The sequence below is a fragment of the Mesorhizobium sp. WSM4840 genome (assembly GCF_055811755.1).
Genome location: NZ_JBVVQD010000014.1, coordinates 61,779 through 81,481, shown reverse-complemented (window position 1 = coordinate 81,481; position 19,703 = coordinate 61,779). Strand labels below are relative to the sequence as shown.

At 62.3% G+C, this 19,703-nt stretch carries 18 protein-coding genes; 5 read left to right on the top strand and 13 right to left on the bottom strand.

The genetic code is table 11. The features are described 5' to 3' along the window. Positions 1–7: 7 nt before the first annotated feature. The 3 genes from AC0L3I_RS19555 to AC0L3I_RS19545 are packed head-to-tail and all read right to left on the bottom strand — an operon-like array spanning position 8 to position 2,046. Entirely contained in the window at positions 8–724 is a 717-nt protein-coding gene (locus AC0L3I_RS19555; protein WP_029352369.1) for a Bax inhibitor-1/YccA family protein, read from the bottom strand. 21 nt (positions 725–745) lie between these two features. Then, on the bottom strand, positions 746–1,519 hold the full coding sequence (locus AC0L3I_RS19550; RefSeq protein WP_473527993.1) for an anti-sigma factor family protein: 774 nt from the start codon (positions 1,517–1,519) through the stop codon (positions 746–748). 8 nt (positions 1,520–1,527) lie between these two features. Beyond that, the gene (locus AC0L3I_RS19545; protein ID WP_473527936.1) at positions 1,528–2,046 is read right to left on the bottom strand and encodes a sigma-70 family RNA polymerase sigma factor; all 519 of its coding nucleotides are present in this window, start codon (positions 2,044–2,046) and stop codon (positions 1,528–1,530) included. A gap of 341 nt (positions 2,047–2,387) precedes the next feature. On the opposite strand from AC0L3I_RS19545, the gene AC0L3I_RS19540 reads away from it, so the two are divergent. The 3 genes from AC0L3I_RS19540 (at position 2,388) to mazG (ending at position 5,887) form a co-directional block, all read left to right on the top strand. Continuing rightward, a complete protein-coding gene (locus AC0L3I_RS19540) occupies positions 2,388–3,542 on the top strand; it encodes an OpgC family protein (protein ID WP_095494856.1) in 1,155 nt (384 codons plus the stop codon). Between the two features lie 202 nt (positions 3,543–3,744). After that, on the top strand, positions 3,745–4,929 hold the full coding sequence (locus tag AC0L3I_RS19535; RefSeq protein ID WP_473527935.1) for an amino acid aminotransferase: 1,185 nt from the start codon (positions 3,745–3,747) through the stop codon (positions 4,927–4,929). 133 nt (positions 4,930–5,062) lie between these two features. Next, positions 5,063–5,887 (top strand): nucleoside triphosphate pyrophosphohydrolase, encoded by an 825-nt coding sequence (gene mazG, locus AC0L3I_RS19530; RefSeq protein ID WP_123151460.1) that lies wholly within the window; start codon positions 5,063–5,065, stop codon positions 5,885–5,887. Between the two features lie 6 nt (positions 5,888–5,893). Here the strand turns inward: mazG and hflX are convergent, their stop codons facing one another. The 8 genes from hflX to dusB all read right to left on the bottom strand — a co-directional run bounded on the left by hflX (position 5,894) and on the right by dusB (position 16,215). Further along, positions 5,894–7,285 carry a GTPase HflX gene (gene hflX / locus AC0L3I_RS19525; protein ID WP_473527934.1) on the bottom strand — a complete coding sequence of 464 codons (1,392 nt, stop codon included), beginning with the start codon at positions 7,283–7,285 and terminating at the stop codon, positions 5,894–5,896. Further along, on the bottom strand, positions 7,286–7,531 hold the full coding sequence (gene hfq / locus AC0L3I_RS19520) for an RNA chaperone Hfq (protein WP_006202172.1): 246 nt from the start codon (positions 7,529–7,531) through the stop codon (positions 7,286–7,288). Positions 7,532–7,676: 145 nt separating this feature from the next. Beyond that, the gene (locus AC0L3I_RS19515) at positions 7,677–8,537 is read right to left on the bottom strand and encodes a D-amino-acid transaminase (RefSeq protein ID WP_473527933.1); all 861 of its coding nucleotides are present in this window, start codon (positions 8,535–8,537) and stop codon (positions 7,677–7,679) included. Between the two features lie 194 nt (positions 8,538–8,731). Then, a complete protein-coding gene (gene ntrX, locus AC0L3I_RS19510; protein ID WP_123151463.1) occupies positions 8,732–10,093 on the bottom strand; it encodes a nitrogen assimilation response regulator NtrX in 1,362 nt (453 codons plus the stop codon). Next, the gene (locus AC0L3I_RS19505; RefSeq protein ID WP_473527932.1) at positions 10,083–12,368 is read right to left on the bottom strand and encodes a sensor histidine kinase NtrY-like; all 2,286 of its coding nucleotides are present in this window, start codon (positions 12,366–12,368) and stop codon (positions 10,083–10,085) included. The genes ntrX and AC0L3I_RS19505 overlap by 11 nt, the downstream gene beginning before the upstream one ends. A gap of 222 nt (positions 12,369–12,590) precedes the next feature. Continuing rightward, positions 12,591–14,051, bottom strand: a complete 1,461-nt coding sequence (gene ntrC, locus AC0L3I_RS19500) for a nitrogen regulation protein NR(I) (RefSeq protein ID WP_023799224.1) — start codon at positions 14,049–14,051, stop codon at positions 12,591–12,593. Next, positions 14,048–15,190: a two-component system sensor histidine kinase NtrB gene (locus AC0L3I_RS19495; RefSeq protein ID WP_473487462.1), complete on the bottom strand. Its 1,143-nt coding sequence runs from the start codon at positions 15,188–15,190 to the stop codon at positions 14,048–14,050. The genes ntrC and AC0L3I_RS19495 overlap by 4 nt, the downstream gene beginning before the upstream one ends. After that, positions 15,187–16,215 carry a tRNA dihydrouridine synthase DusB gene (dusB, locus tag AC0L3I_RS19490; RefSeq protein WP_473527931.1) on the bottom strand — a complete coding sequence of 343 codons (1,029 nt, stop codon included), beginning with the start codon at positions 16,213–16,215 and terminating at the stop codon, positions 15,187–15,189. Before dusB ends, AC0L3I_RS19495 begins: the two co-directional genes overlap by 4 nt. A 236-nt stretch (positions 16,216–16,451) precedes the next feature. Between dusB and AC0L3I_RS19485 the strand changes: the two genes are divergently transcribed. Both AC0L3I_RS19485 and AC0L3I_RS19480 read left to right on the top strand, forming a co-directional pair. Beyond that, on the top strand, positions 16,452–17,681 hold the full coding sequence (locus AC0L3I_RS19485; protein ID WP_473527930.1) for a bifunctional 2-C-methyl-D-erythritol 4-phosphate cytidylyltransferase/2-C-methyl-D-erythritol 2,4-cyclodiphosphate synthase: 1,230 nt from the start codon (positions 16,452–16,454) through the stop codon (positions 17,679–17,681). Further along, a complete protein-coding gene (locus AC0L3I_RS19480) occupies positions 17,678–18,187 on the top strand; it encodes a CinA family protein (protein ID WP_473487459.1) in 510 nt (169 codons plus the stop codon). Before AC0L3I_RS19485 ends, AC0L3I_RS19480 begins: the two co-directional genes overlap by 4 nt. On the opposite strand, the gene AC0L3I_RS19475 is transcribed toward AC0L3I_RS19480, so the two are convergent. Together AC0L3I_RS19475 and lipA are read right to left on the bottom strand one after the other, a co-directional pair. Then, a complete protein-coding gene (locus AC0L3I_RS19475; protein ID WP_123151468.1) occupies positions 18,163–18,621 on the bottom strand; it encodes a type II toxin-antitoxin system RatA family toxin in 459 nt (152 codons plus the stop codon). The two genes, AC0L3I_RS19480 and AC0L3I_RS19475, sit on opposite strands and share 25 nt — an antisense overlap. Before the next feature lie 12 nt (positions 18,622–18,633). Then, the gene (gene lipA, locus AC0L3I_RS19470; RefSeq protein WP_473487458.1) at positions 18,634–19,599 is read right to left on the bottom strand and encodes a lipoyl synthase; all 966 of its coding nucleotides are present in this window, start codon (positions 19,597–19,599) and stop codon (positions 18,634–18,636) included. Positions 19,600–19,703 lie beyond the last annotated feature (104 nt).

Sequence of the window (19,703 nt, the reverse complement as noted above, 5' to 3'; positions counted from 1 at the left end):
GACGCGGCTATTCGCGCTCGCCGGTGAAGTTCAACAGCAGCTGGAAGATGTTGATGAAGTTCAGATAGAGCGAGAATGCACCGAACACGGCGAGCTTCTGCTGCGATTCCGCACCGAAGTTTTCCGCAAACTGCTCCTTGATCGTCTGGGTATCCCAGGCGGTGAGACCAATGAACACGGCGATGCCGATCACCGAGATGGCGAACTGGAGCGCAGTCGAGCCGAGGAAGATATTGACGATGCTGGCGATCACCACGCCGATCAGACCCATGATCAGGAAGGACGAGAACTGGGTCAGGTCGCGTTTGGTCGTGTAGCCGTAAAGGCTGGTTGCGCCGAACATGGTGGCGGCGATGAAGAAGGTGCGCGCGATGCTGGTCCCGGTGAACACCAGGAACACGGAAGCCAGCGACAGGCCCATGACCGCACAGAATGCCCAGAACATCGCCTGAGCGCCGGCCGCGGACATCGTTTGTATCCGGAACGAGAACAGCAGCACGAAGGCGAGCGGTGCCAGCATCACCACCCACTTCAACGGGCTGGAAAAGATCGGCACGTAGAGGGCTGGCGTGGAAGCCACCACGAAGGCGATCACGCCGGTAACGACGAGGCCAACGCCCATATAATTGTAGACGCGCAGCATGTGCTGGCGCAGGCCCTCGTCGTAGACGGCGCCGGTTTGGGCTCCGACGCCGGTGCGGTATCCTAGATTGGGGGTGTTCATGCCGGTTCTCCTTTGTGAGGGTCAGTAAAGCGTGTTGGCGAGCGTTTCTGCGGTGCGATCGAGATCGCGGACACCGCTTCGGGCGACGACTGCGTAAGCAACTTCGCCGATCTGGAAATAGGCCGAGGAAATTTCGCCCAAGGGGGCGACGGTCGGCTGGACCACGTCGAACGTTCCGGGCCTGATCGCGAACAGTGAGACCAGCCCCAGGTCCCCTGTTTCGACAGCCATCTCGACGCTCGGGCCGAACTGCGACGGATAGATCTGCACGTCACGCACCTTCCAGTCCTTCGGCAGCGACGGCATGACGATCGCCGTGGCGGCGCGGATTTCGTCCGCATCGTAGTTCGGCGCTTCGGGCTGGGATGACATGGCCTCGCGCATGATCGTCGTCCTGTGTGCCCGGATCGCTTCCTCCAGATAGACAGGCGGCTGGGTCGAGGCGACGACTTTCGTCACCGATATCGGCCCGACGATCCCGTTCGCCAACCAGCCCGCAGCCACCAGGACTGCGACCGCCGCAGCCCGCTGCGCCGTGCGTAAGGCGCGCCCCCGGGCCAGTCCCCGCTCCAGCCGCCGTGCCGCATCGGCCGTTGCCGGCCGCGCCATGCCCTTGGATCCGGCAAGCGCCACGCGCAGTTCGTCGCGCGTCCTGAGGTCGGACATCACGCGAGCGGCCGCCTCCGGACGGGCGGAAAGAAACGCCTCGACCTCGATGCGGCGGGCAACGTCCAGCTGGTCGTCGACATAGGCGTCGAGGTCGGCATCGGTCACCGGGTCGCGCAGTTCGCTCATCATGGACATCACGGGCCTCCCACGATCTTGAGGTGGCTTTTCGCATGTGCCGGCAATTTGTCCTCCATCTCGCGGAGCGCTGCGCGCGCCCTGCCGATGCGCGACATCAGCGTTCCCAGCGGTACGCCGCTGGCCTCGGCCGCCTGGGTGTAGGTAAGTCCCTCGATTGCGACGAGATGCAGCGCCGAACGCTGCTCATCCGGCAATTTGAAAAAAGCTTCGCGCACCTGTGCCAGGCGGACGGAATGCTCCTGGGGAGCCTGCATGCTGGCGTCGGCAAGATATCCGGCCTGCTCGACGCGCACCGCTTCGGATTTGCGGGACCGCAAGCCGTCAATGAAAGCGTTGTGGACGATCGACAGCAGCCATGCGCGCAGGTTACCGCCGGATCGAAAGGTGCCGCGCCGCTCATAGGCACGCACCAGCGCGTCATGCACCAGATCCTCTGCTTCTGCGCTGTCGCGCGCCAGCGAACGCGCGTAGCGCCGCAGGGAACCAAGCTGTCCTATGATATCGAAGCGTGGCATCGACCCTCTCATGTCCTGTTTACGGAGCATGACAGGTTTTAATCCCGCTCTTTGAGTTTTTGCGATCCGGGAAGATCAGGCATCACCGGTATAACGCCACCATCGCGCGTACGGCTTGTTTGTCCGCGAACGATCCCTCAGCCGCCACAATTCGGAGCGCGGTTTTAGCGCACCGGGGATTTCGATGTTTATACCTGAATTAATTTGTGACGCGGAAAATCGCGAAGGTGTCATCTTTCTCGGGGCACGTGCGAGTTATAGGCAGGAAACATTCACCGCCGAATCTTCGCTTCGCCGACGGCCCTTTGGGCCCGCTTTGTTCAACGAATTATCGACCCGACATGACAAGCAATGTGCCAACCCAGCGGGATACCCGCATCGATGTCTTCCGCGCGCTAGCGCTACTGACGATCTTCGTCAACCATGTGCCGGGGACGATCTTCGAGTATTTCACGCATAAGAATTTCGGCTTTTCCGATTCGGCCGAAGCCTTCGTGCTGATTTCAGGGATTGCCGTTGGGCTCGCCTACGGACTGAAGTTCCAGCCGGGGAACCGGTTGCTCATCACCCTGAAGGCCTGGCGGCGTGCCGGTGTCCTCTATGTCACCCACGTCATGACCACTGTCGCGACGCTGGCGATCTTCTCGGCGGCTGCATTGCATTTTTCGCGGCCCGACCTTTTGAAGCTGATCAATATCCAGATGATCATCGAGGACACGCCGGAAGCGCTGCTCGGCATCGCGGCGCTCGGGCATCAGATCGGCTATAACAACATTCTTTCCATGTATGCCGTCGTACTTCTGATGATGCCGCTTTTCTTGTGGATCGGCACTTTCAGCCTGCGCCTTATGCTTGCTGCGTCCGCTCTCCTCTGGCTCATCGTCGGAATTTTCCAGATCGCGCCTTCGAATTTTCCCGGCGACGGCTTCTGGTTCCTGAACCCGCTCTCCTGGCAGTTTCTTTTCGTCATCGGGATCGCCGGCATGCTGCATGTCAAGCGCGGCGGCGAAATCCGCTTCAACTGGATGATGGCGAGCGCGGCTGTCGGGTATCTGGTCGGTGCGCTGATTTGGGTGCGGCTGCCGCTGTGGGGCATCGAGACGGCCTCCGGCCTGCCTACCGTGCTGACCGGCTTCGACAAGACGTTCCTGTCGCTGTCGCGCCTCATGCACATTTTGGCGATCGCCTATCTGATCGTGGCAATCCCGGCGCTTTCCAACCTGGCGAGGACCAGGCCCGGACACCCGCTCGCGGTTCTCGGTAAGCATTCGCTGCCGGTCTTCATCGCCGGAACGATCTTCGCCATGATCGCGCAGGTCATGAAGGTCGTCAGCCCAGGCGGGCTCCTCTACGACGCAATCCTGATCTCGACAGGCATCGCGCTGCAATTCGGCTTCGCCTATTACCTCGAATGGTTGCCGCGGATCGGTTGGGGCGGCAAGAAACAGCAACCTGTCGCCGCCTTGCCGTCGGCCGCCCTCAAGTTGGCGTCATAGAACGGCGTCGACCAACTGACATGCGGAAAGCCACATTTGCCTGCTGCGTCCTCCTCGCCGTGTCGTGTAAATGACGAGTACGATGAGCCGTGCCAATAGAGGCTTGTCTTCCGGTTTGGCGGTTTTCAGCTTGGTGCAAATGAAACCGCTGGCGCAGCACGGCCGATTTGCGTATCACTCCGCCGCCAACGGAACCGCGCCGATGTTTGAAGACCTCCAGCCTGCCCCAGCCGACAAGATCCTCGCCTTGATCGGCCTCTTTCGCGCCGATCCCCGCCCCGGCAAGGTCGACCTCGGCGTTGGCGTCTACAAGGATCGCGATGGCAAGACGCCGGTGATGCGCGCCGTGCGCGAAGCCGAAAAGCGACTGCTGCAGGGCCAGGATACCAAGACCTATCTCGGCCTTGCCGGAGATACCGGCTTCAACACGGCGATGGCGAAGCTGGTCTTTGGCCCTGCGGCCGAGCTGACGCGCATCCGTGCGGCGCAGGCGCCCGGCGGCTCGGGCGCGCTGCGACTGGTGGCTGAGCTGCTCAAGAGGACGCGATCGGACGCGACGATCTGGCTGTCGGACCCGACCTGGCCGAACCACATGCCGGTGATGCGAGCCGCCGGCCTGCAGATACGCGAATATCCCTATTTCGACACCGCCTCAGGTGCTGTTCGCTTCGCCGACATGATAAGTGCGCTGGCGACCGCCAAAAGCGGCGACGTGGTGCTGCTGCATGGTTGCTGCCACAATCCGACAGGCGCCAATCTAGACACCGCGCAGTGGGCTGAAATAGCCGACCTCGTCGTCGAGCGCGGCCTGCTGCCTTTTGTCGACATTGCCTATCAGGGCTTTGGCGAAGGCCTCGACGCTGACGCCGTTGGCTTGCGCCTGCTGGCGGCGAAAGTCCCGGAAATGGTCGTTGCCTCGAGCTGCTCGAAGAACTTTGCCGTGTATCGTGACCGTGTCGGCGCGGCGATGATCCTGGCCAAAGACAGCACGCAGGCGGATGTGGCAATGAGCCAGATGCTGTCGGCCGCCCGCGCCATGTACTCGATGCCGCCTGACCACGGCGCGGCCGCGGTGCGCATCGTGCTTGAAGACGCCACGCTGCGCGCCGACTGGGAAGCTGAGCTCGAGGAGATGCGCCTGCGTATGCTGCGGCTTCGTGTCCAGTTCGCCGAAGCGCTGCGGCGGCAGTCCAATTCCGATCGCTTCGATTTCGTCGCCAGCCATCGCGGCATGTTTTCCCGGCTTGGCCTGTCCGAAGCGCAGGTCGAGCGGCTGCGCGCCGAGCACGGCGTCTATATGGTCGGCGACAGCCGCATCAACGTCGCTGGCCTGCCGGAGGACGGCATGGACGCGCTCGCCAAGGCGATCGTCTCCGTGCTCGACTGAGCACTTTGCTTGACTATGATCTTTTCCGAAAACCGGCTTCCACTTTTCGGATCATGGCCCGCAACTGTGGACAATGCGCCCTTGCCGGCTGACAGCATTTGCCGAGTGATCGGTGCACGATAGCATTCGACAGATGAAACCCTCGAAAGACATTTCCCGGCTGATCGAAATCATGGCGGCGCTGCGGGCGCCGGAAACCGGCTGCCCGTGGGATATCGAGCAGGATTTCTCGACCATCGCGCCCTACACGATCGAAGAAGCCTACGAGGTGGCGGATGCGATCGCGCGCGGCGACCTGGGCGATCTACGCGACGAGCTCGGCGATCTGCTGCTGCAGGTCGTCTACCATGCGCAGATGGCCGAGGAGGCCGGTGAATTCGCCTTTGGCGACGTGGTCCAGGCCATCACCACAAAAATGATCCGCCGCCATCCGCATGTCTTCGGCGACGACAAGGCGCGCAGCGCCGGCATGGCCAAGGGCATGTGGGAGAAGATCAAGGCCGAGGAAAAGGCGGAAAAGCGAAACGCCCGCCTCGCCCGCGGGCACGATCCTGAGGATCATGGCAAGGGTTTTCTGGACAGCGTACCGGTCGCCCTGCCCGCTTTGACCCGAGCGCTCAAGCTACAGGAAAAAGCGGCCCGCGTCGGCTTCGACTGGAGCGAGGCCACGCCGATCCTCGACAAGATCGAGGAAGAGATCGGCGAGTTGCGCCAAGCCCTTGCCAAGGGCGATACGGCTTCGATCAAGGACGAGTTCGGCGACATGCTGTTTGCCGTCGTCAATCTCGGACGTCATCTCAAGGTCGATTCCGAAGCGGCGCTCAGCGGCACCAACGAGAAATTCCGGTCGCGGTTCCACTATGTCGAGCACGCGCTGGAAGCGTCCGGAAACACCCTGGAAAAGGCGACGCTCGACGAGATGGAGGCGCTTTGGCAGCAAGCCAAGAGCGCGAAGTAACAGCGATTACCCATTGTTTTTACGGCGCAATCTGCTTTCTATCTCTTCATGCGCGCTTTGCGTCGCCTTGAGCGCGACGGTCACGCCGCCGTCTTCATTGTCGGTGCGCGAGACGACGTCGCCATTGCGGTAGAGCCAATCGACGAGCCCGAGCTGCTCAGGCTTGAGCGTGACGGTCAGCGTTTCCAGTTCGCCAGACACTCTTGTCTCGATGATCGCCTTCAGCACATCGATGCCCTCGCCGGTGGCGGCCGATATGGCAATCGGCGGCGCCTTGTTGCCGTCGATGCCGTCGGCGAGCAATCGCGCCCGGTTGCCTTCATCGAGCCGGTCGATCTTGTTCCACACTTCGATGACACGCTTGGTGTCGCCGGCATCGACGCCGAGATCGGCGAGGATGCGCTCGACATCCTCGGCCTGGGCGGCCGTGTCGGGGTCCGAAATATCGCGCAGGTGGATGACGAGATCGGCCTCGACCACCTCTTCCAGCGTTGCCCGGAAGGCTGCAATCAGATGCGTCGGCAGATCCGAAATGAAACCGACCGTGTCCGAAAGGATGACCGGCGTGCCGTGCGGCAGTCGCACCCGACGCAGTGTCGGGTCGAGCGTGGCAAACAGCATGTCCTCGGCCAGCACCCCTGCTCCGGTCAGCCTGTTGAACAGCGTCGACTTGCCGGCGTTGGTATAGCCGACGATCGCCACCACCGGGAACGGCACCTTCTTGCGCTTGGCGCGGTGCAGGTCACGGGTGCGCCGCACGGTTTCCAGCTCGTGCTTCAGCTTCTTGATCTTGTCCTGCAGGGCACGGCGGTCCGACTCGATCTGTGTTTCACCAGGACCGCCGAGGAAACCGGCGCCGCCGCGCTGGCGCTCGAGGTGGGTCCAGCTTCGCACGAGCCGGCCCTTCTGATAGTTGAGGTGAGCCAGATCGACCTGCAGCGTGCCTTCCTTGGTCCGTGCGCGCTCGCCGAAAATTTCCAGGATCAACCCGGTGCGGTCCAGCACCTTGGCGTTCAATTCCTTTTCCAGGTTGCGCTGCTGCACCGGCGTCAGCGGATGGTCGACAATGACCAGTTCGGCACGGCCCTCTTTGACGATCTCGGCGAACTCCGCGACCTTGCCGCTTCCGAGCAGGGTTGCAGGCCGCGGATCGTTGACGGTCACCACCGCGGTATGGATCGGGTCGAGGTCAATGGCTTGGGCAAGGCCAACCGCCTCGTCGTGGCGAGCCTCGGCGGAACGCGTCAGGCGCGGGCGATTCGTGTCTTCGTCGCCTCGTGGCTGGCGGGTAAGCACGGGCACAATGACCACGGCCCGGGTCGGGCCTTCGGCTTCCGGCCCCGGCTGATATGCTGGTTTTTCGCGAACGCTGCGGTCCGCGTCTTTCTTACGTGCCAATCAGGCGCCCTGGCTTTCCTCACCATCGAACATCTGAACCGGCTGGCTCGGCATGATCGTGGAAATGGCGTGCTTGTAGACGAGCTGAGAATGGCCGTCTCGACGCAGCAGAACGCAGAAATTGTCGAACGAAGTGACCACACCGGTCAGCTTCACACCGTTGATGAGAAAGATGGTGAGTGGGTTTTTGCTTTTGCGAACTGAATTCAGGAACAGGTCCTGAAGATTTTGCGATCGTTCCGCCATTGTTCTTGTCTTTCGCCGATCCCCTTCGGTTTGCAGGCCAATGCGCCAAATTACCTGGCACATGTCAAGCGCGCAAACACCGTCTTGCCGTCAATAACGACAAGCAGAACGAGATATATTGATGTTCATTCCACCTGTGCGGTTATCAGGCTGGACTTTTTTCCGCAACGTCAAAAAAGGCGTGCCGCAAGGAAAGTGTTATGGAGCCCGGATGGCCGTTGGCGACGGGTGCACCGTCGATCGCCACGATCGGCATGGCGATTGTGGTCGCGGAGCTGATGAAAACCTCGCGCGCGGCCTTGGCTTCGGCGACCGAAAAGCCCCGTTCCTCGATCTTCAGGCCGAGCTTGGCGGCCACTTCGAACAGCGTGGTGCGGGTGATGCCTCGCAGGATGCCGTGCTCGGCCGGACGCGTGACCAGCACGCCATCCCTGGTGATGATCCAGGCATTCGACGATCCACCTTCCTTGACCGTGCCGTCGGCATCGACGAACCAAGCTTCCTGGGCGCCGGCTTCCTTGGCCTTCTGCTTGGCGAGCACATTTGGCAACAGGCCGACCGACTTGATATCGACCCGATCCCAACGGTTCTCCGGCACGGTGATAACCTTGATTCCGCTTTCGGCTCTCTTCGTGGCAGCAGCGGGGTCGGCTTTCCTGGCGGTCACCACCAGCGACGGCTTCGTGCCCGCCGGAAAAACAAAGTCACGGCTGGCGACGCCACGCGTCACCTGAAGATAGACCAGGCCATCGGTGACATGGTTGCGGCGGACCAGCTCGCGCATGATGATCGGCAACACGCCCCGCGTGACCGGCCAGGCGATCGACAATTCGGTCAGCGAACGGTTCAGCCGCCCGAGATGGCGAGGCATATCGACGATGAAGCCGCGCGCCACCTCGCAGACCTCGTAGACGCCATCGGCGAACTGATAGCCGCGGTCCTCGATATGCACGAAAGCGTCGGCGTGAGCGACATAGCGCCCGTTCACATAGGCAATGCGCGGCATGGGTCACCCCTGGAGAAGTCAGCGCATGACCCCGAAAATCGGAATCGATTTTCGGAAAGGATCATGCCCGCAAAAATCAAAACGCTACAGCGCCCTTTGCGCGTCCCAAAAGACGCGCGGCGCTGTAGCGCTTTCTTATGCGATTCCGCCGCCGCCGTAACCGATAATTGCGTAAGCCACGATTGGATTGGCTATCAGACGCCCAGCGACTTCAGCTTGCGGTGAAGCGCCGAGCGCTCCATGCCGATGAACTCGGCCGTTTTCGAGATGTTGCCGCCAAAACGGTTGATCTGGGCGATCAGGTAGTCCTTCTCGAACTGTTCGCGCGCTTCACGCAACGGCAGCGCCATGATGTGCTGATCGGACTGGTTTGGTGTGCGCGGCATGACATCGCCGATCTCGGCAGGCAACAGATCGGCGGTGATCGGTGCATCGATATCGTCGCCGCGCGCCAGGATCATCAACCGCTCGACATTGTTGCGCAACTGGCGGACGTTGCCTGGCCAGTTGTGCGCCTGCAGGACCGCCAGCGCGTCGTCGCCGATGCGCCGTGGCCGGATGCCGGCCTGGCGGGCGATCTGTTTCATGAAATTGTCGACCAGATATGGGATGTCCTCCCGCCGCTCGGCCAGTCCCGGCACCATGACCGGAACCACCGCCAGACGGTGATAGAGATCCTCGCGGAAGCGACCGTCGGCAATCATTGCCTCCAGATTCTGCGAGGTCGACGAGATGATACGGACATCGACCTTGACCCGTTTGGTGCCCCCTACCCGCTCGAACTGCTGTTCGACCAGCACGCGCAGGATCTTGTTTTGCGTTTCGCGCGGCATGTCGGCCACTTCGTCGATGTAGAGAATGCCGCGATGGGCTTCCTCAAGCGCGCCGACCTTGCGTTCGACACCGTTGGATTCGGTGCCGAACAGCTCGACTTCCATGCGTTCGGGCGTGATGTTGGCAGCGCTCAGCGTGACAAATGGGGCGCTCTTGCGCGCCGACAGCGTGTGGATGGCGCGTGCCGCGAGTTCCTTGCCCGAGCCGGACGGGCCGATGATCATGACGCGGCTGTTGGTCGGCGCGACGCGCTCGATGGTCTGGCGCAACTGGCTCATCGCCGACGACATGCCGATCAGGTCGAAGGTCTCGCCGCTGCGCAGCTTGAGATCAGAAACCTCGCGTCTCAGTTTCGAGGTTTCAATTGCACGTTCGGCGATGAGGATCAGCCTGTCGGCCTTGAACGGTTTCTCGATGAAGTCATAGGCGCCGCGGCGGATGGCCGAGACCGCCGTCTCGATGTTGCCGTGGCCCGAGATCATCACCACGGGCAGGCTCGGATGCATCGTCTTGATCTCGTCCAGCAACGCCAGTCCGTCCAGACGTGAGCCTTGCAGCCAGATGTCAAGGAAAATCAGCCTAGGCGCCCGGTCGGCGATCGCCGCCAGGGCGCTGTCGGCATCGAATGCCGTGCGGGTTTCGTGACCTTCGTCGCTCAGGATACCGGCGACAAGTTCGCGGATGTCTTCCTCGTCATCGACGATGAGAATGTCAGACGCCATTACCGACCTTTTCAGTTTGTCTTTCGTGTTCCGTCCTGCCTTCGCCGCGCGGCGGCACGGTGGCGGCGAGCGGCAGGATGATGCTGATCATCGCGCCTCGCCCGTCGTGGAAATCCGCCGGCGCGTCATGCAATTCGAGCCGGCCGCCATGGTCCTCCACTATCTTCTTGACGATAGCGAGGCCGAGCCCAGTGCCCTTCTCGCGTGTCGTCATGTAAGGCTCGAGCAATCGCTGACGATTCTCGCGCGGCAAGCCCTTGCCGTTGTCGATGACATCGATGCGAATCGCACCATTCTGGCGCCTGGCTTGAATCCGGATTATGCCGTGCGAGCGGTCCTTCTGATCAAGTCCGTCAATCGCCTCGGCCGCGTTCTTGATGACATTGCCAAAGGCCTGCGCCATCAGGCGGCTGTCGAAAGTGCCTTTGAGCGGTTCGTTGCCGAACACGCGCTCGAAGGTAATATCGGCGCGGCTCACTTCGACGAGGAACGAGGCTTCGCGCAACGATTCGCGCAAATCGAGGGCCTTCATTTCGGGCTTGGGCATGCGTGCGAAAGCGGAGAACTCGTCGACCATCCGGCCGATGTCCTCCACTTGCCTGATGATCGTGTCGGTGCACTGATCGAAAACCTCGCGGTCTTCGGTGATGACCTTGCCGTAGCGGCGCTTGATGCGCTCGGCGGATAGCTGGATCGGTGTCAGCGGGTTCTTGATCTCGTGGGCGATGCGCCGCGCCACATCCGCCCAGGCCGAAGAACGCTGCGCCTGAACCAGATCGGTGATGTCATCGACCGTCACGACATAGGATTTCTCCTCCGCACCGTCATCGCCGGCCTCGACCGTGATCTGCACGTTGAAGGTGCGCTCCGTACCGGCGCGATAGAAGGTCACCTGCTCGCGGTGGACAGGCTTGCCCGACTTGCGGCCGATCTCGAAGACGCGGCCGACATGCGGCAGCACCGCGGAGAGGTTTTGCCCGAGTGCGGCGGTGGCGGATATGGCCAGCATCGTTTCCGCCGAGCGGTTGACGATGGTGACGATGCCATATGGATCGACCCCGATGACGCCGGCGGTGACACCGGCAAGCACGGCCTCCGAAAAGCGCCGCCGCTCGTCGATCAAATCTTTGGCGGACAGAATCTCGTTGCGCTGCGATTTCAGTTCCAGCAGCATCTTGTTGAAGGTGTCGCCGAGCGAGGCGACGTCGCCGTCGGAGGGCCGAACCGGCACGGCAACGTCAAGATTGCCGGTCGCGACCTCGTCGGCTGCGCCGATGAGCTGGCGGATCGGCCGCACCAGGCGGTCTGCCACGGCGATGCCGGTCCAGATGGCGGACAGAATGATGATCAGCGTCAGCGACAGGTAGGGAAGTGCGAAGGCGACCTGCGAGGTGCGGCGATTGTCTTCCAGACCGCGATATTCGTCGGTGTTGGATCTGACAATCTGCCGCGCCTTGATCACCTCGGGATCGACGAGCCGGATGGTGTAGAGATAGAGCCCTTCGATCTCGCGCAGCTTGACGATGGCGCCCATGATGTTGCGCGTCTTCGGCTCGATCAGCACCGGCCTGCCGTCGGCGGCACTGCTCATGGCGCCTTCCGGTGGCTCCGGCATGGCAAAATCGGCGTCGGTCTTGGCGCTCATGACGAATGAACCGTCGGGCCTGACCAGTGCGGCATGGGCCAAGGAGCGTCCGACGGCTTCCTTGTTCATGAGATCGAGGAAGCCAGTTCGATCGAGGCCGTAGAGCGTGCGGGAGGCGTCGAGATCGTAAGCCATCGACAGGGTCGTCCCCTGGAGATTGCGCGCGTTCTCCTGCACATAGGCGTCGGCGATCGAAAGCGACGAATTGACGATCGTCTTGGTGCGGATCTCGAACCAGCGATCGAGGCCGATATCGAGTGTGATCGAGGCGATGATCGCCACCATGATGGCGGGAATCGCGGCGACCAGCGCGAACATGGCGACGATCCGCACATGCAGCCGCGACGCCGCCTTGCCGCGCCGGCGCGCCATCAAAATGCGATGCACTTCGCGGCCGACCAGCGCGATCAGGAACAGGATGAACGCCGCATTGAGGGCGATAAGCGCCAGCGTCGTCCTCTCGTCCGGCGTGATCGGCGTGGCGCCGACGAGAATGGCGAAGGAGATCGCTGCCGTAACCAGCGCACCGGCAATTGCCACCACGCCCGGCAGCGCGAGCAGCCGGCGCCCGTCCCGTGTGCCAGGTTCGCTGAAAAGCGTTTCGCTCGGTGTCGGTGCCTGTGAAGCCATGTCGCCGTCTAGAGCCAGTGATTGCGTCGGATGTATGCAACGCATTGTGGCGATTATGCAACAAGTGTGGCCTGTACGGAAATGTTTCGGCGATCGATCCCCCGAAAAGGCTTCGCTCTGTCGCACCAGCCCGAAAAATCGGAATCGATTTTTCGGAAAGCACGATGCGACTACTCAAAGTGCTAGAGCGAACTTTGTACGTCCGAACGGACGGACGTCGCTCTAAGCCTGCCTGGTCGATTTATAGACGTTGACGCCGAGTTCGCGAATTTTCTTGCGCAGCGTGTTGCGGTTTAGCCCGAGGAGTTCCGCAGCCTTGATCTGGTTGCCGCGGGTTGCCGTCATCGAGGCCAGGACCAGCGGATATTCGACCTCGGAGAGAATACGCTGATAGAGGCCGGCGGGCGGCAAATCGCCGGCGAACGAAGCAAAATAGCGCTGCAGGAAATGTTCCACCGCCTGGCCGATGGACAGATCGTCGGGTATGAGGTTGCCGCCACCGGGAACGACCGGCCTCTCGCCGGTCTTCAGTTCCGCCTCGATGACTTCGGCGGAAATCTCATCCTGCGAATAGAGCGCGGCCAGCCTGCGGACAAGATTTTCGAGCTCGCGCACGTTGCCTGGCCACGGATAGCGCTTCATCAGCTCGATGCCGCCTGTGGAAATGCGCTTGGTCTGCAGGCCTTCGCTGGCGCCGAGCTTGAAGAAGTGCCGGACGAGATCCGGAACGTCCTCGGACCGCTCGCGCAGCGCCGGCAGCCTTAGCGGCACGACATTCAGGCGATAGAACAGATCCTCGCGGAAAAGCCCTTGATTGATCAGCGTGCGCAGATCCTTGTTGGTGGCGGCGACGATGCGCACGTCGGTCTTGATCGGCGTACGGCCGCCGACGGTGGTATATTCGCCTTGCTGCAGGACACGCAGCAGGCGCGTTTGCGCTTCCATCGGCATGTCGCCGATCTCGTCGAGGAAGAGCGTCCCGCCTTCGGCCTGCTCGAAACGGCCGGTGGAGCGGTTTTGCGCACCGGTGAAGGCGCCCTTCTCGTGCCCGAACAGTTCCGATTCGATCAGGTCGCGTGGGATCGCCGCCATGTTGATCGCGACGAACGGGCCGCCGCGGCGGCGGCCGTATTCGTGCAGCGCGCGCGCCACCAGTTCCTTGCCGGTGCCCGATTCGCCTGAAATCATCACCGTCAGGTCGGTCTGCATCATGCGCGCCAGCATCCGGTAGATATCCTGCATGGCGGCCGAGCGGCCGACCAGCGGCATCGTTTCCGGCGGCTCGTCGGCCCGCGCATCGATCTTCGGCCGTCGGGGCTCGGAAAGCGCCCGGTTGACGATGTTGAGAAGCTCGGTCAGGTCGAACGGTTTCGGCAGATATTCGTAGGCGCCGGTCTCGGAGGCGCGAATCGCGGTCATGAACGTGTTCTGGGCGCTCATGACGATGACGGGCAGTTCCGGCCGTGCCTTCTTGATGCGCGGCAGCATGTCGAAAGCGTTTTCGTCCGGCATGACCACGTCGGTGATGACGAGATCGCCCTCGCCCGCCGCCACCCAGCGCCACAGCGTCGAGGCGTTGGACGTCACGCGCACCTCATGGCCGACGCGCGAAAGCGCCTGATTGAGGACGGTGCGGATGGCCGCATCGTCGTCGGCGACGAGAATATTGCCGCGAACCGTCATTTGCGGTCTCCTTCACCATCGTCATCTGTGCCGAACGGCGTTTCTTTCCAGGCTGGCATCAGGATGCGGAAGGTGGTTGCGCGGGGCGTTGAATCGCATTCGATGATGCCGCCATGCTCGCCGACGATTTTCGCGACCAGCGCCAGACCAAGCCCCGACCCGTTAGGCTTGGTGGTGATGAAGGGATCAAACAGGATCGGCAGGATATCTTCGGAGACGCCAGAACCGTTGTCGCGCACGCAAAATTCCAGCGGCAGCGACACGCGGCCCTGCGTTCCCGGAACGGAAACACGGATGCCCGGCCGGAACGCGGTCGACAGAGTGATCTCGCCTTGCGGATCGCCGCCAATGGCCTCGGCCGCATTCTTGACCAGGTTGAGGAACACCTGGATGAGCTGGTCGCGGTTGGCGAAAACTGGAGGCAACGATGGATCATAATCCTCCAATATCTTGATCCGCTTGGCAAAACCGTTCTTGGCAATCGCCTTCACATGGTCGAGCACGACATGGATGTTGACCGGATAGCGGTCGATGGGCCGCTCGTCGGAAAACACCTCCATGCGATCGACCAGCGAGACGATGCGGTCGGTCTCGTCGGTGATCAGCCGGGTCAGCGCGCGATCTTCGTCGGAAGCGGATAGTTCGAGCAGCTGGGCAGCACCCCGAATGCCGGATAGCGGGTTCTTGATCTCGTGGGCGAGCATCGCAGCAAGGCCGGTCACCGAGCGTGCCGCACCGCGGTGCGTCATCTGACGATCGATCTTGTCGGCCATCGATCGTTCCTGGAACATCACCACGACGGAGCCCGGGAATTCCGACACCGGCGCGACATAGAGGTCGACGACCTTCTCGATGCCGAGGCGCGGCGACGATACGTCGACCCGGTATTCGTTGACGGGTGCCCGGCGCTCGCGCACCTGGTCGACGAGCGTCAGCAGTGGGCTGCCGAAGGGAATGAGCTTGGGCAATGTGTTGCGGGCGAGCATGGTCGCGCTCGAGCGGAAGAAATCTTCGGCATCGGCATTGGCGAAGGTGATGACCCCTTCAGCATCGACCATGATCACCGGGCGGCGGATGGTGTTGAGTACGATGTGGGCGGCGTCCGCCATACCCATGCTCTGTGCAATGGTGGCATTCATGCTGCGCTCCGCAGGTTCATCGCCTTGGCAGCGCGTGAAAACACCTCGCGCAACGCGGCAACGACGCGGACGGGCTCGAAGGAGGTGAGGATGGCCTTTCGCCGCTCATCAACGACGCCAGCGGCGTGGCGGTCGAGATACCAGCCAAGATGCTTGCGCGCCTGGCGCACGCCGCTTTCGATGCCGTAGAGCGTTAGCATGTCCTCGTAGTGGGCAACGATGTAGTCGGCCAGCGCTTGCGGACTTTCGGGCACATCAGGCGCCGCCTCTTTTGCCGCGGCTGCCGCGATGCTGCCTGCCGTCCAGGGCGCGCCATAATGCGCGCGGCCGATCATCACCGCGTCGGCGCCCGACTGGTCGAGGATCATTGCTGCCTCCGCCGGCGAGCCGACATCGCCATTGGCGACGACCGGGATCGACACAGCCTGCTTTATGCGCGCGATGGCGCGCCAGTCCGCCTTGCCCTGGTAGAACTGGCAACGCGTGCGGCCATGCACCGTCACCATCTTGACGCCCGCCTGCTCGGCGCGGCGCGCCAGCAGCGGCGCGTTGAGCGCGCTTTCGTCCCAGCCGAGCCGCATTTTGACCGTGACCGGCACCTCGACGGCGCCGACCACCGCCTCGATCAGCGACAAAGCGTGATCGAGATCGCGCATCAGCGCCGAGCCGGCATAGCCGCCCGTCACCTTCTTGGCCGGGCAACCCATGTTGATGTCGATGATGTCGGCGCCCTCGCCCGCGGCGATTCGAGCGCCCTCGGCCATATGCGCTGCATCATGGCCGGCAAGCTGGACCATGTGCACAGGCAGCCCGGAATGGCGGATGCGAAGGCCGCAACCGGTCCTGCCCTTGGCAAGCTCGCCGCTCGCCACCATCTCCGACACGACCAATCCGGCGCCATGCGCATAGGCACGCTGCCGGAACGGCTCATCTGATATACCCGACATGGGCGCGAGAAAAGCGCGATTGCGGATTCTCACACGACCCACATCCAGCGGCGAAGCCAATTTGGTCAGGTCAAGCATGCACAAAAACCAAGCATTTCTAATTGCTGCACATTCTCTAGCCAGAATGGCAGCAATGTGCAACGCGCAATGACGTCACATTAAGGCGCATTTGGGAAAAATGCTGGCGTTCGGCCCATACCGCGTCCAAAGCGCCGTGCGTCCTTGGGAAAGGAAGCTTTGGCGCTTTGCATCTGCGCATGATCTCTTCCGAAAAGCGATTCCACTTTTCAGGATCATGCGCTAAGCGTCTCGGCATGACAGATGCAAGCGAAAAGCAGGCCTTGGCTGCGGACGACAAGGTTGCCGTTGTTATCGTCGCCGCTGGCCGCGGCGCGCGCGCCGGTCAGGCCGACGGACCGAAGCAATACCAAAGGATCGGTGGCCGTGCCGTCATCGCGCGCACACTGGACATGTTTCTGGCGCATCCGAGAATCGGTCCTGTCGTCGTCGCCATCCACGCCGACGACAGCGCGCTTTTTCGCAGCGCCGCCGGAGCCAACGCCGATCGGGTCATCACGGTGACCGGTGGCGCGTCCAGGCAGGACTCCGTCCGGCTCGGGCTGCTTGCGCTGAGAGGCTATGCACCGAGCCAGGTCCTGGTCCATGATGCCGTTCGCCCGTTCGTCGACGCGGAATTGATAGACCGTACGATCGCCGGCATCGGCGAGCGCCAGGGAGCGCTGCCTGCCCTGCCCGTCGCCGACACGCTGAAACGTGAGTCGGCCGCCGGCATGATCGGCGAGACGGTTTCCAGGAACGGGCTTCATGCCGCCCAGACGCCGCAAGGCTTTCCGTTCTGGCCGATCCTGGCCGCCCATGAAAAGGCACATCATCTGGGCAAGACGGACTTCACCGACGATGCCGCGATTGCCGAATGGGCGCGTATTCCGGTGAAAATAGTTCAGGGTTCGCCGGACAATGTCAAGCTGACCTGGGCAAGGGATATTTCGATGGCGGATCAGCGGCTTTCCGGCGAGCGGCCGCGTTTTCCGGACATCCGCACCGGCAATGGCTACGACGTCCATGCCTTCGAGCCCGGTGACCATGTCGTCCTGTGCGGCGTCTCCATCCCGCACGACAAGAAACTGGCCGGCCATTCGGACGCCGATGTCGGTCTCCACGCCTTGACCGATGCGCTGCTCGCCACCTGCGGCGCCGGCGACATCGGCACGCATTTCCCGCCGTCGGATCCGCAGTGGAAAGGCGTGGCCTCGCGGATCTTCGTCGAACATGCGGCAAGACTGGTGCGCGCGCGCGGCGGGCGCATCGCCAATGCCGACGTCACGCTGATCTGCGAGGCGCCACGGGTCGGTCCGCATCGCGAAGCAATGACCGAAGCCCTTTCGGCAATGCTGGCAATTTCCCGGGACCGTATCTCGATCAAGGCGACAACCAACGAAAAGCTCGGCTTTATCGGCCGCGAGGAAGGCATAGCCGCCATCGCGACCGCCAGTGTCGTGTTTCCAGGGGACGTCCCCGAATGAGCAACAGCGACCTCGCAGATGCCCTGCTTCAAGCCTGCCAGCAGCGCGGCATCCTGCTGGCGACGGCCGAGAGCTGCACCGGCGGCATGATCATCGCCGCCCTGACCGACATCGCCGGCTCGTCCACGGTGGTCGACCGGGGTTTCATCACCTATTCCAACGAGGCCAAGACGGAGATGCTCGGTGTTTCCGCCGCCACGCTTGAGGGGCACGGCGCGGTCTCGCGGGAAACGGCGGTGGAGATGGCGCAGGGCGCCCTGACCCGTTCGCGCGCCGGACTCACCCTTGCCGTCACCGGTATTGCCGGTCCAGGCGGCGGCTCGACGGAAAAGCCCGTCGGCCTGGTCTGGTTCGGTGTCGCCTTGACTGGCCGGCCGGTCGTCAGCGAATGCCAGTTGTTCGCCGATAAGGGCCGCAATTTCATCCGCCGGGAGACGGTCAGGCATGCGCTTGAACTGGGCTTGCGCGCGCTCGCTGCGGATCAGGCTGCCGGCGCTGGCCCATAGATGATGTCGGCGCGCTTCTCGAACGCCTCGGAGAACATGCGGAACGCGCGATCGAACATCGTTCCCATCACCGCGCCCAAAATACGGCTCTTGAACTCGTAGTCGATGAAGAAGCGGACATTGCAGCCGCCATCGGCCGGCTCGAAGCGCCAGACATTGCTCAGATATTTGAACGGGCCGTCGATGTATTTGACGTCGATGGCGTTCTCGTCAGGCTTCAAAAACACCTGCGTCGTGAAAGTCTCGCGGATCGCCTTGTAGCCAATGCTCATGTCGGCGATGAGCAGGGTGCGTCCGTTGCGTTCCTTGCGCGAGCGAACCGTCAGTGCCTCGCAAAGCGGCAGGAATTGCGGATAGGATTCGACATCGGCGACCAGAGCGAACATCTGTTCAGGCGTATGCGTGACGCGGCGATGGGCTTCGAATTGTGGCATGAAACCAGTTTGTTAGGCGGATTTCCTGAGAAACGCTTCTCGCGCCGCGCGCAGCCTGGCGAAATCGTCGCCGGCATGGTGCGACGAGCGCGTCAGCGGGCTTGACGCCACCAGCAGGAAGCCCTTGGTCTTGCCGATTGTCTCGAAGGACTTGAATTCCTCCGGCGTGACGAAGCGGATCACCGGATGGTGCTTTTTCGATGGCTGAAGATACTGGCCGATGGTCATGAAGTCGACATTGGCCGAACGCAGATCGTCCATCAACTGCAGGATCTCGTTCCGCTCCTCGCCCAGGCCAACCATGATGCCGGATTTGGTGAAGATCGACGGATCGAGTTCCTTGACCCGCTGCAGCAGCCTGATCGAATGGAAATAGCGGGCCCCTGGCCGGACCGTCAGATAGTTCGACGGCACGGTCTCCAGATTGTGGTTGAATACGTCCGGCTTCGCCGCCACCACGATCTCCAGCGCTCCTTCCTTGCGCAGGAAGTCGGGCGTCAGGATTTCGATCGTCGTCGAAGGCGTTGCCGCCCTGATGGCGCGGATGACCTCGGCAAAGTGCTGAGCTCCGCCATCGGCGAGATCGTCGCGGTCGACTGAGGTGATGACGACATGGGTCAGATCCATTTGCTTGACGGCGTGGGCGATGCGCGCCGGTTCATCGGGATCAAGCGCGGTCGGAATGCCAGTGGCAACGTTGCAGAAGGCACAGGCGCGCGTGCAGATCTCACCCATGATCATGAAGGTGGCGTGCTTCTTCTCCCAGCACTCGCCGATATTGGGGCAACCGGCCTCTTCGCACACCGTCACCAGTCTGTGCGACTTCACGATCTCGCGCGTCTCGGCATAGCCTTTCGACATCGGCGCCTTGACGCGGATCCAGTCGGGCTTGCGCAGCACATCCTGGTCAGGCTTGTGCGCCTTTTCAGGGTGCCGCAGGCGCGGCGCATTGGCGATCGTGTCGAGGACGGTGACCATCAGAAATCCAGTTCATTCGCGATCGCCTTCCGGCGTTCGCTTTCACAAGTCATCTAGGACTTTTCGCAGCAAAGAAAAAGGCCGCGGCGGCGCATGCCGCCACA

Coding starts and splice junctions, on each gene's coding strand:
- AC0L3I_RS19495 (WP_473487462.1), bottom strand. CDS start 15,190: ATGAATGCCACCATTGCACAGAGCATGGGTATGGCGGACGCCGCCCAC.
- AC0L3I_RS19515 (WP_473527933.1), bottom strand. CDS start 8,537: ATGCCGCGCATTGCCTATGTGAACGGGCGCTATGTCGCTCACGCCGAC.
- ntrC (WP_023799224.1), bottom strand. CDS start 14,051: ATGACGGTTCGCGGCAATATTCTCGTCGCCGACGACGATGCGGCCATC.
- AC0L3I_RS19550 (WP_473527993.1), bottom strand. CDS start 1,519: ATGAGCGAACTGCGCGACCCGGTGACCGATGCCGACCTCGACGCCTAT.
- AC0L3I_RS19485 (WP_473527930.1), top strand. CDS start 16,452: ATGACAGATGCAAGCGAAAAGCAGGCCTTGGCTGCGGACGACAAGGTT.
- AC0L3I_RS19545 (WP_473527936.1), bottom strand. CDS start 2,046: ATGCCACGCTTCGATATCATAGGACAGCTTGGTTCCCTGCGGCGCTAC.
- mazG (WP_123151460.1), top strand. CDS start 5,063: ATGAAACCCTCGAAAGACATTTCCCGGCTGATCGAAATCATGGCGGCG.
- hfq (WP_006202172.1), bottom strand. CDS start 7,531: ATGGCGGAACGATCGCAAAATCTTCAGGACCTGTTCCTGAATTCAGTT.
- ntrX (WP_123151463.1), bottom strand. CDS start 10,093: ATGGCGTCTGACATTCTCATCGTCGATGACGAGGAAGACATCCGCGAA.
- dusB (WP_473527931.1), bottom strand. CDS start 16,215: ATGCTTGACCTGACCAAATTGGCTTCGCCGCTGGATGTGGGTCGTGTG.
- AC0L3I_RS19540 (WP_095494856.1), top strand. CDS start 2,388: ATGACAAGCAATGTGCCAACCCAGCGGGATACCCGCATCGATGTCTTC.
- AC0L3I_RS19535 (WP_473527935.1), top strand. CDS start 3,745: ATGTTTGAAGACCTCCAGCCTGCCCCAGCCGACAAGATCCTCGCCTTG.
- AC0L3I_RS19480 (WP_473487459.1), top strand. CDS start 17,678: ATGAGCAACAGCGACCTCGCAGATGCCCTGCTTCAAGCCTGCCAGCAG.
- lipA (WP_473487458.1), bottom strand. CDS start 19,599: ATGGTCACCGTCCTCGACACGATCGCCAATGCGCCGCGCCTGCGGCAC.
- AC0L3I_RS19505 (WP_473527932.1), bottom strand. CDS start 12,368: ATGGCTTCACAGGCACCGACACCGAGCGAAACGCTTTTCAGCGAACCT.
- AC0L3I_RS19475 (WP_123151468.1), bottom strand. CDS start 18,621: ATGCCACAATTCGAAGCCCATCGCCGCGTCACGCATACGCCTGAACAG.
- AC0L3I_RS19555 (WP_029352369.1), bottom strand. CDS start 724: ATGAACACCCCCAATCTAGGATACCGCACCGGCGTCGGAGCCCAAACC.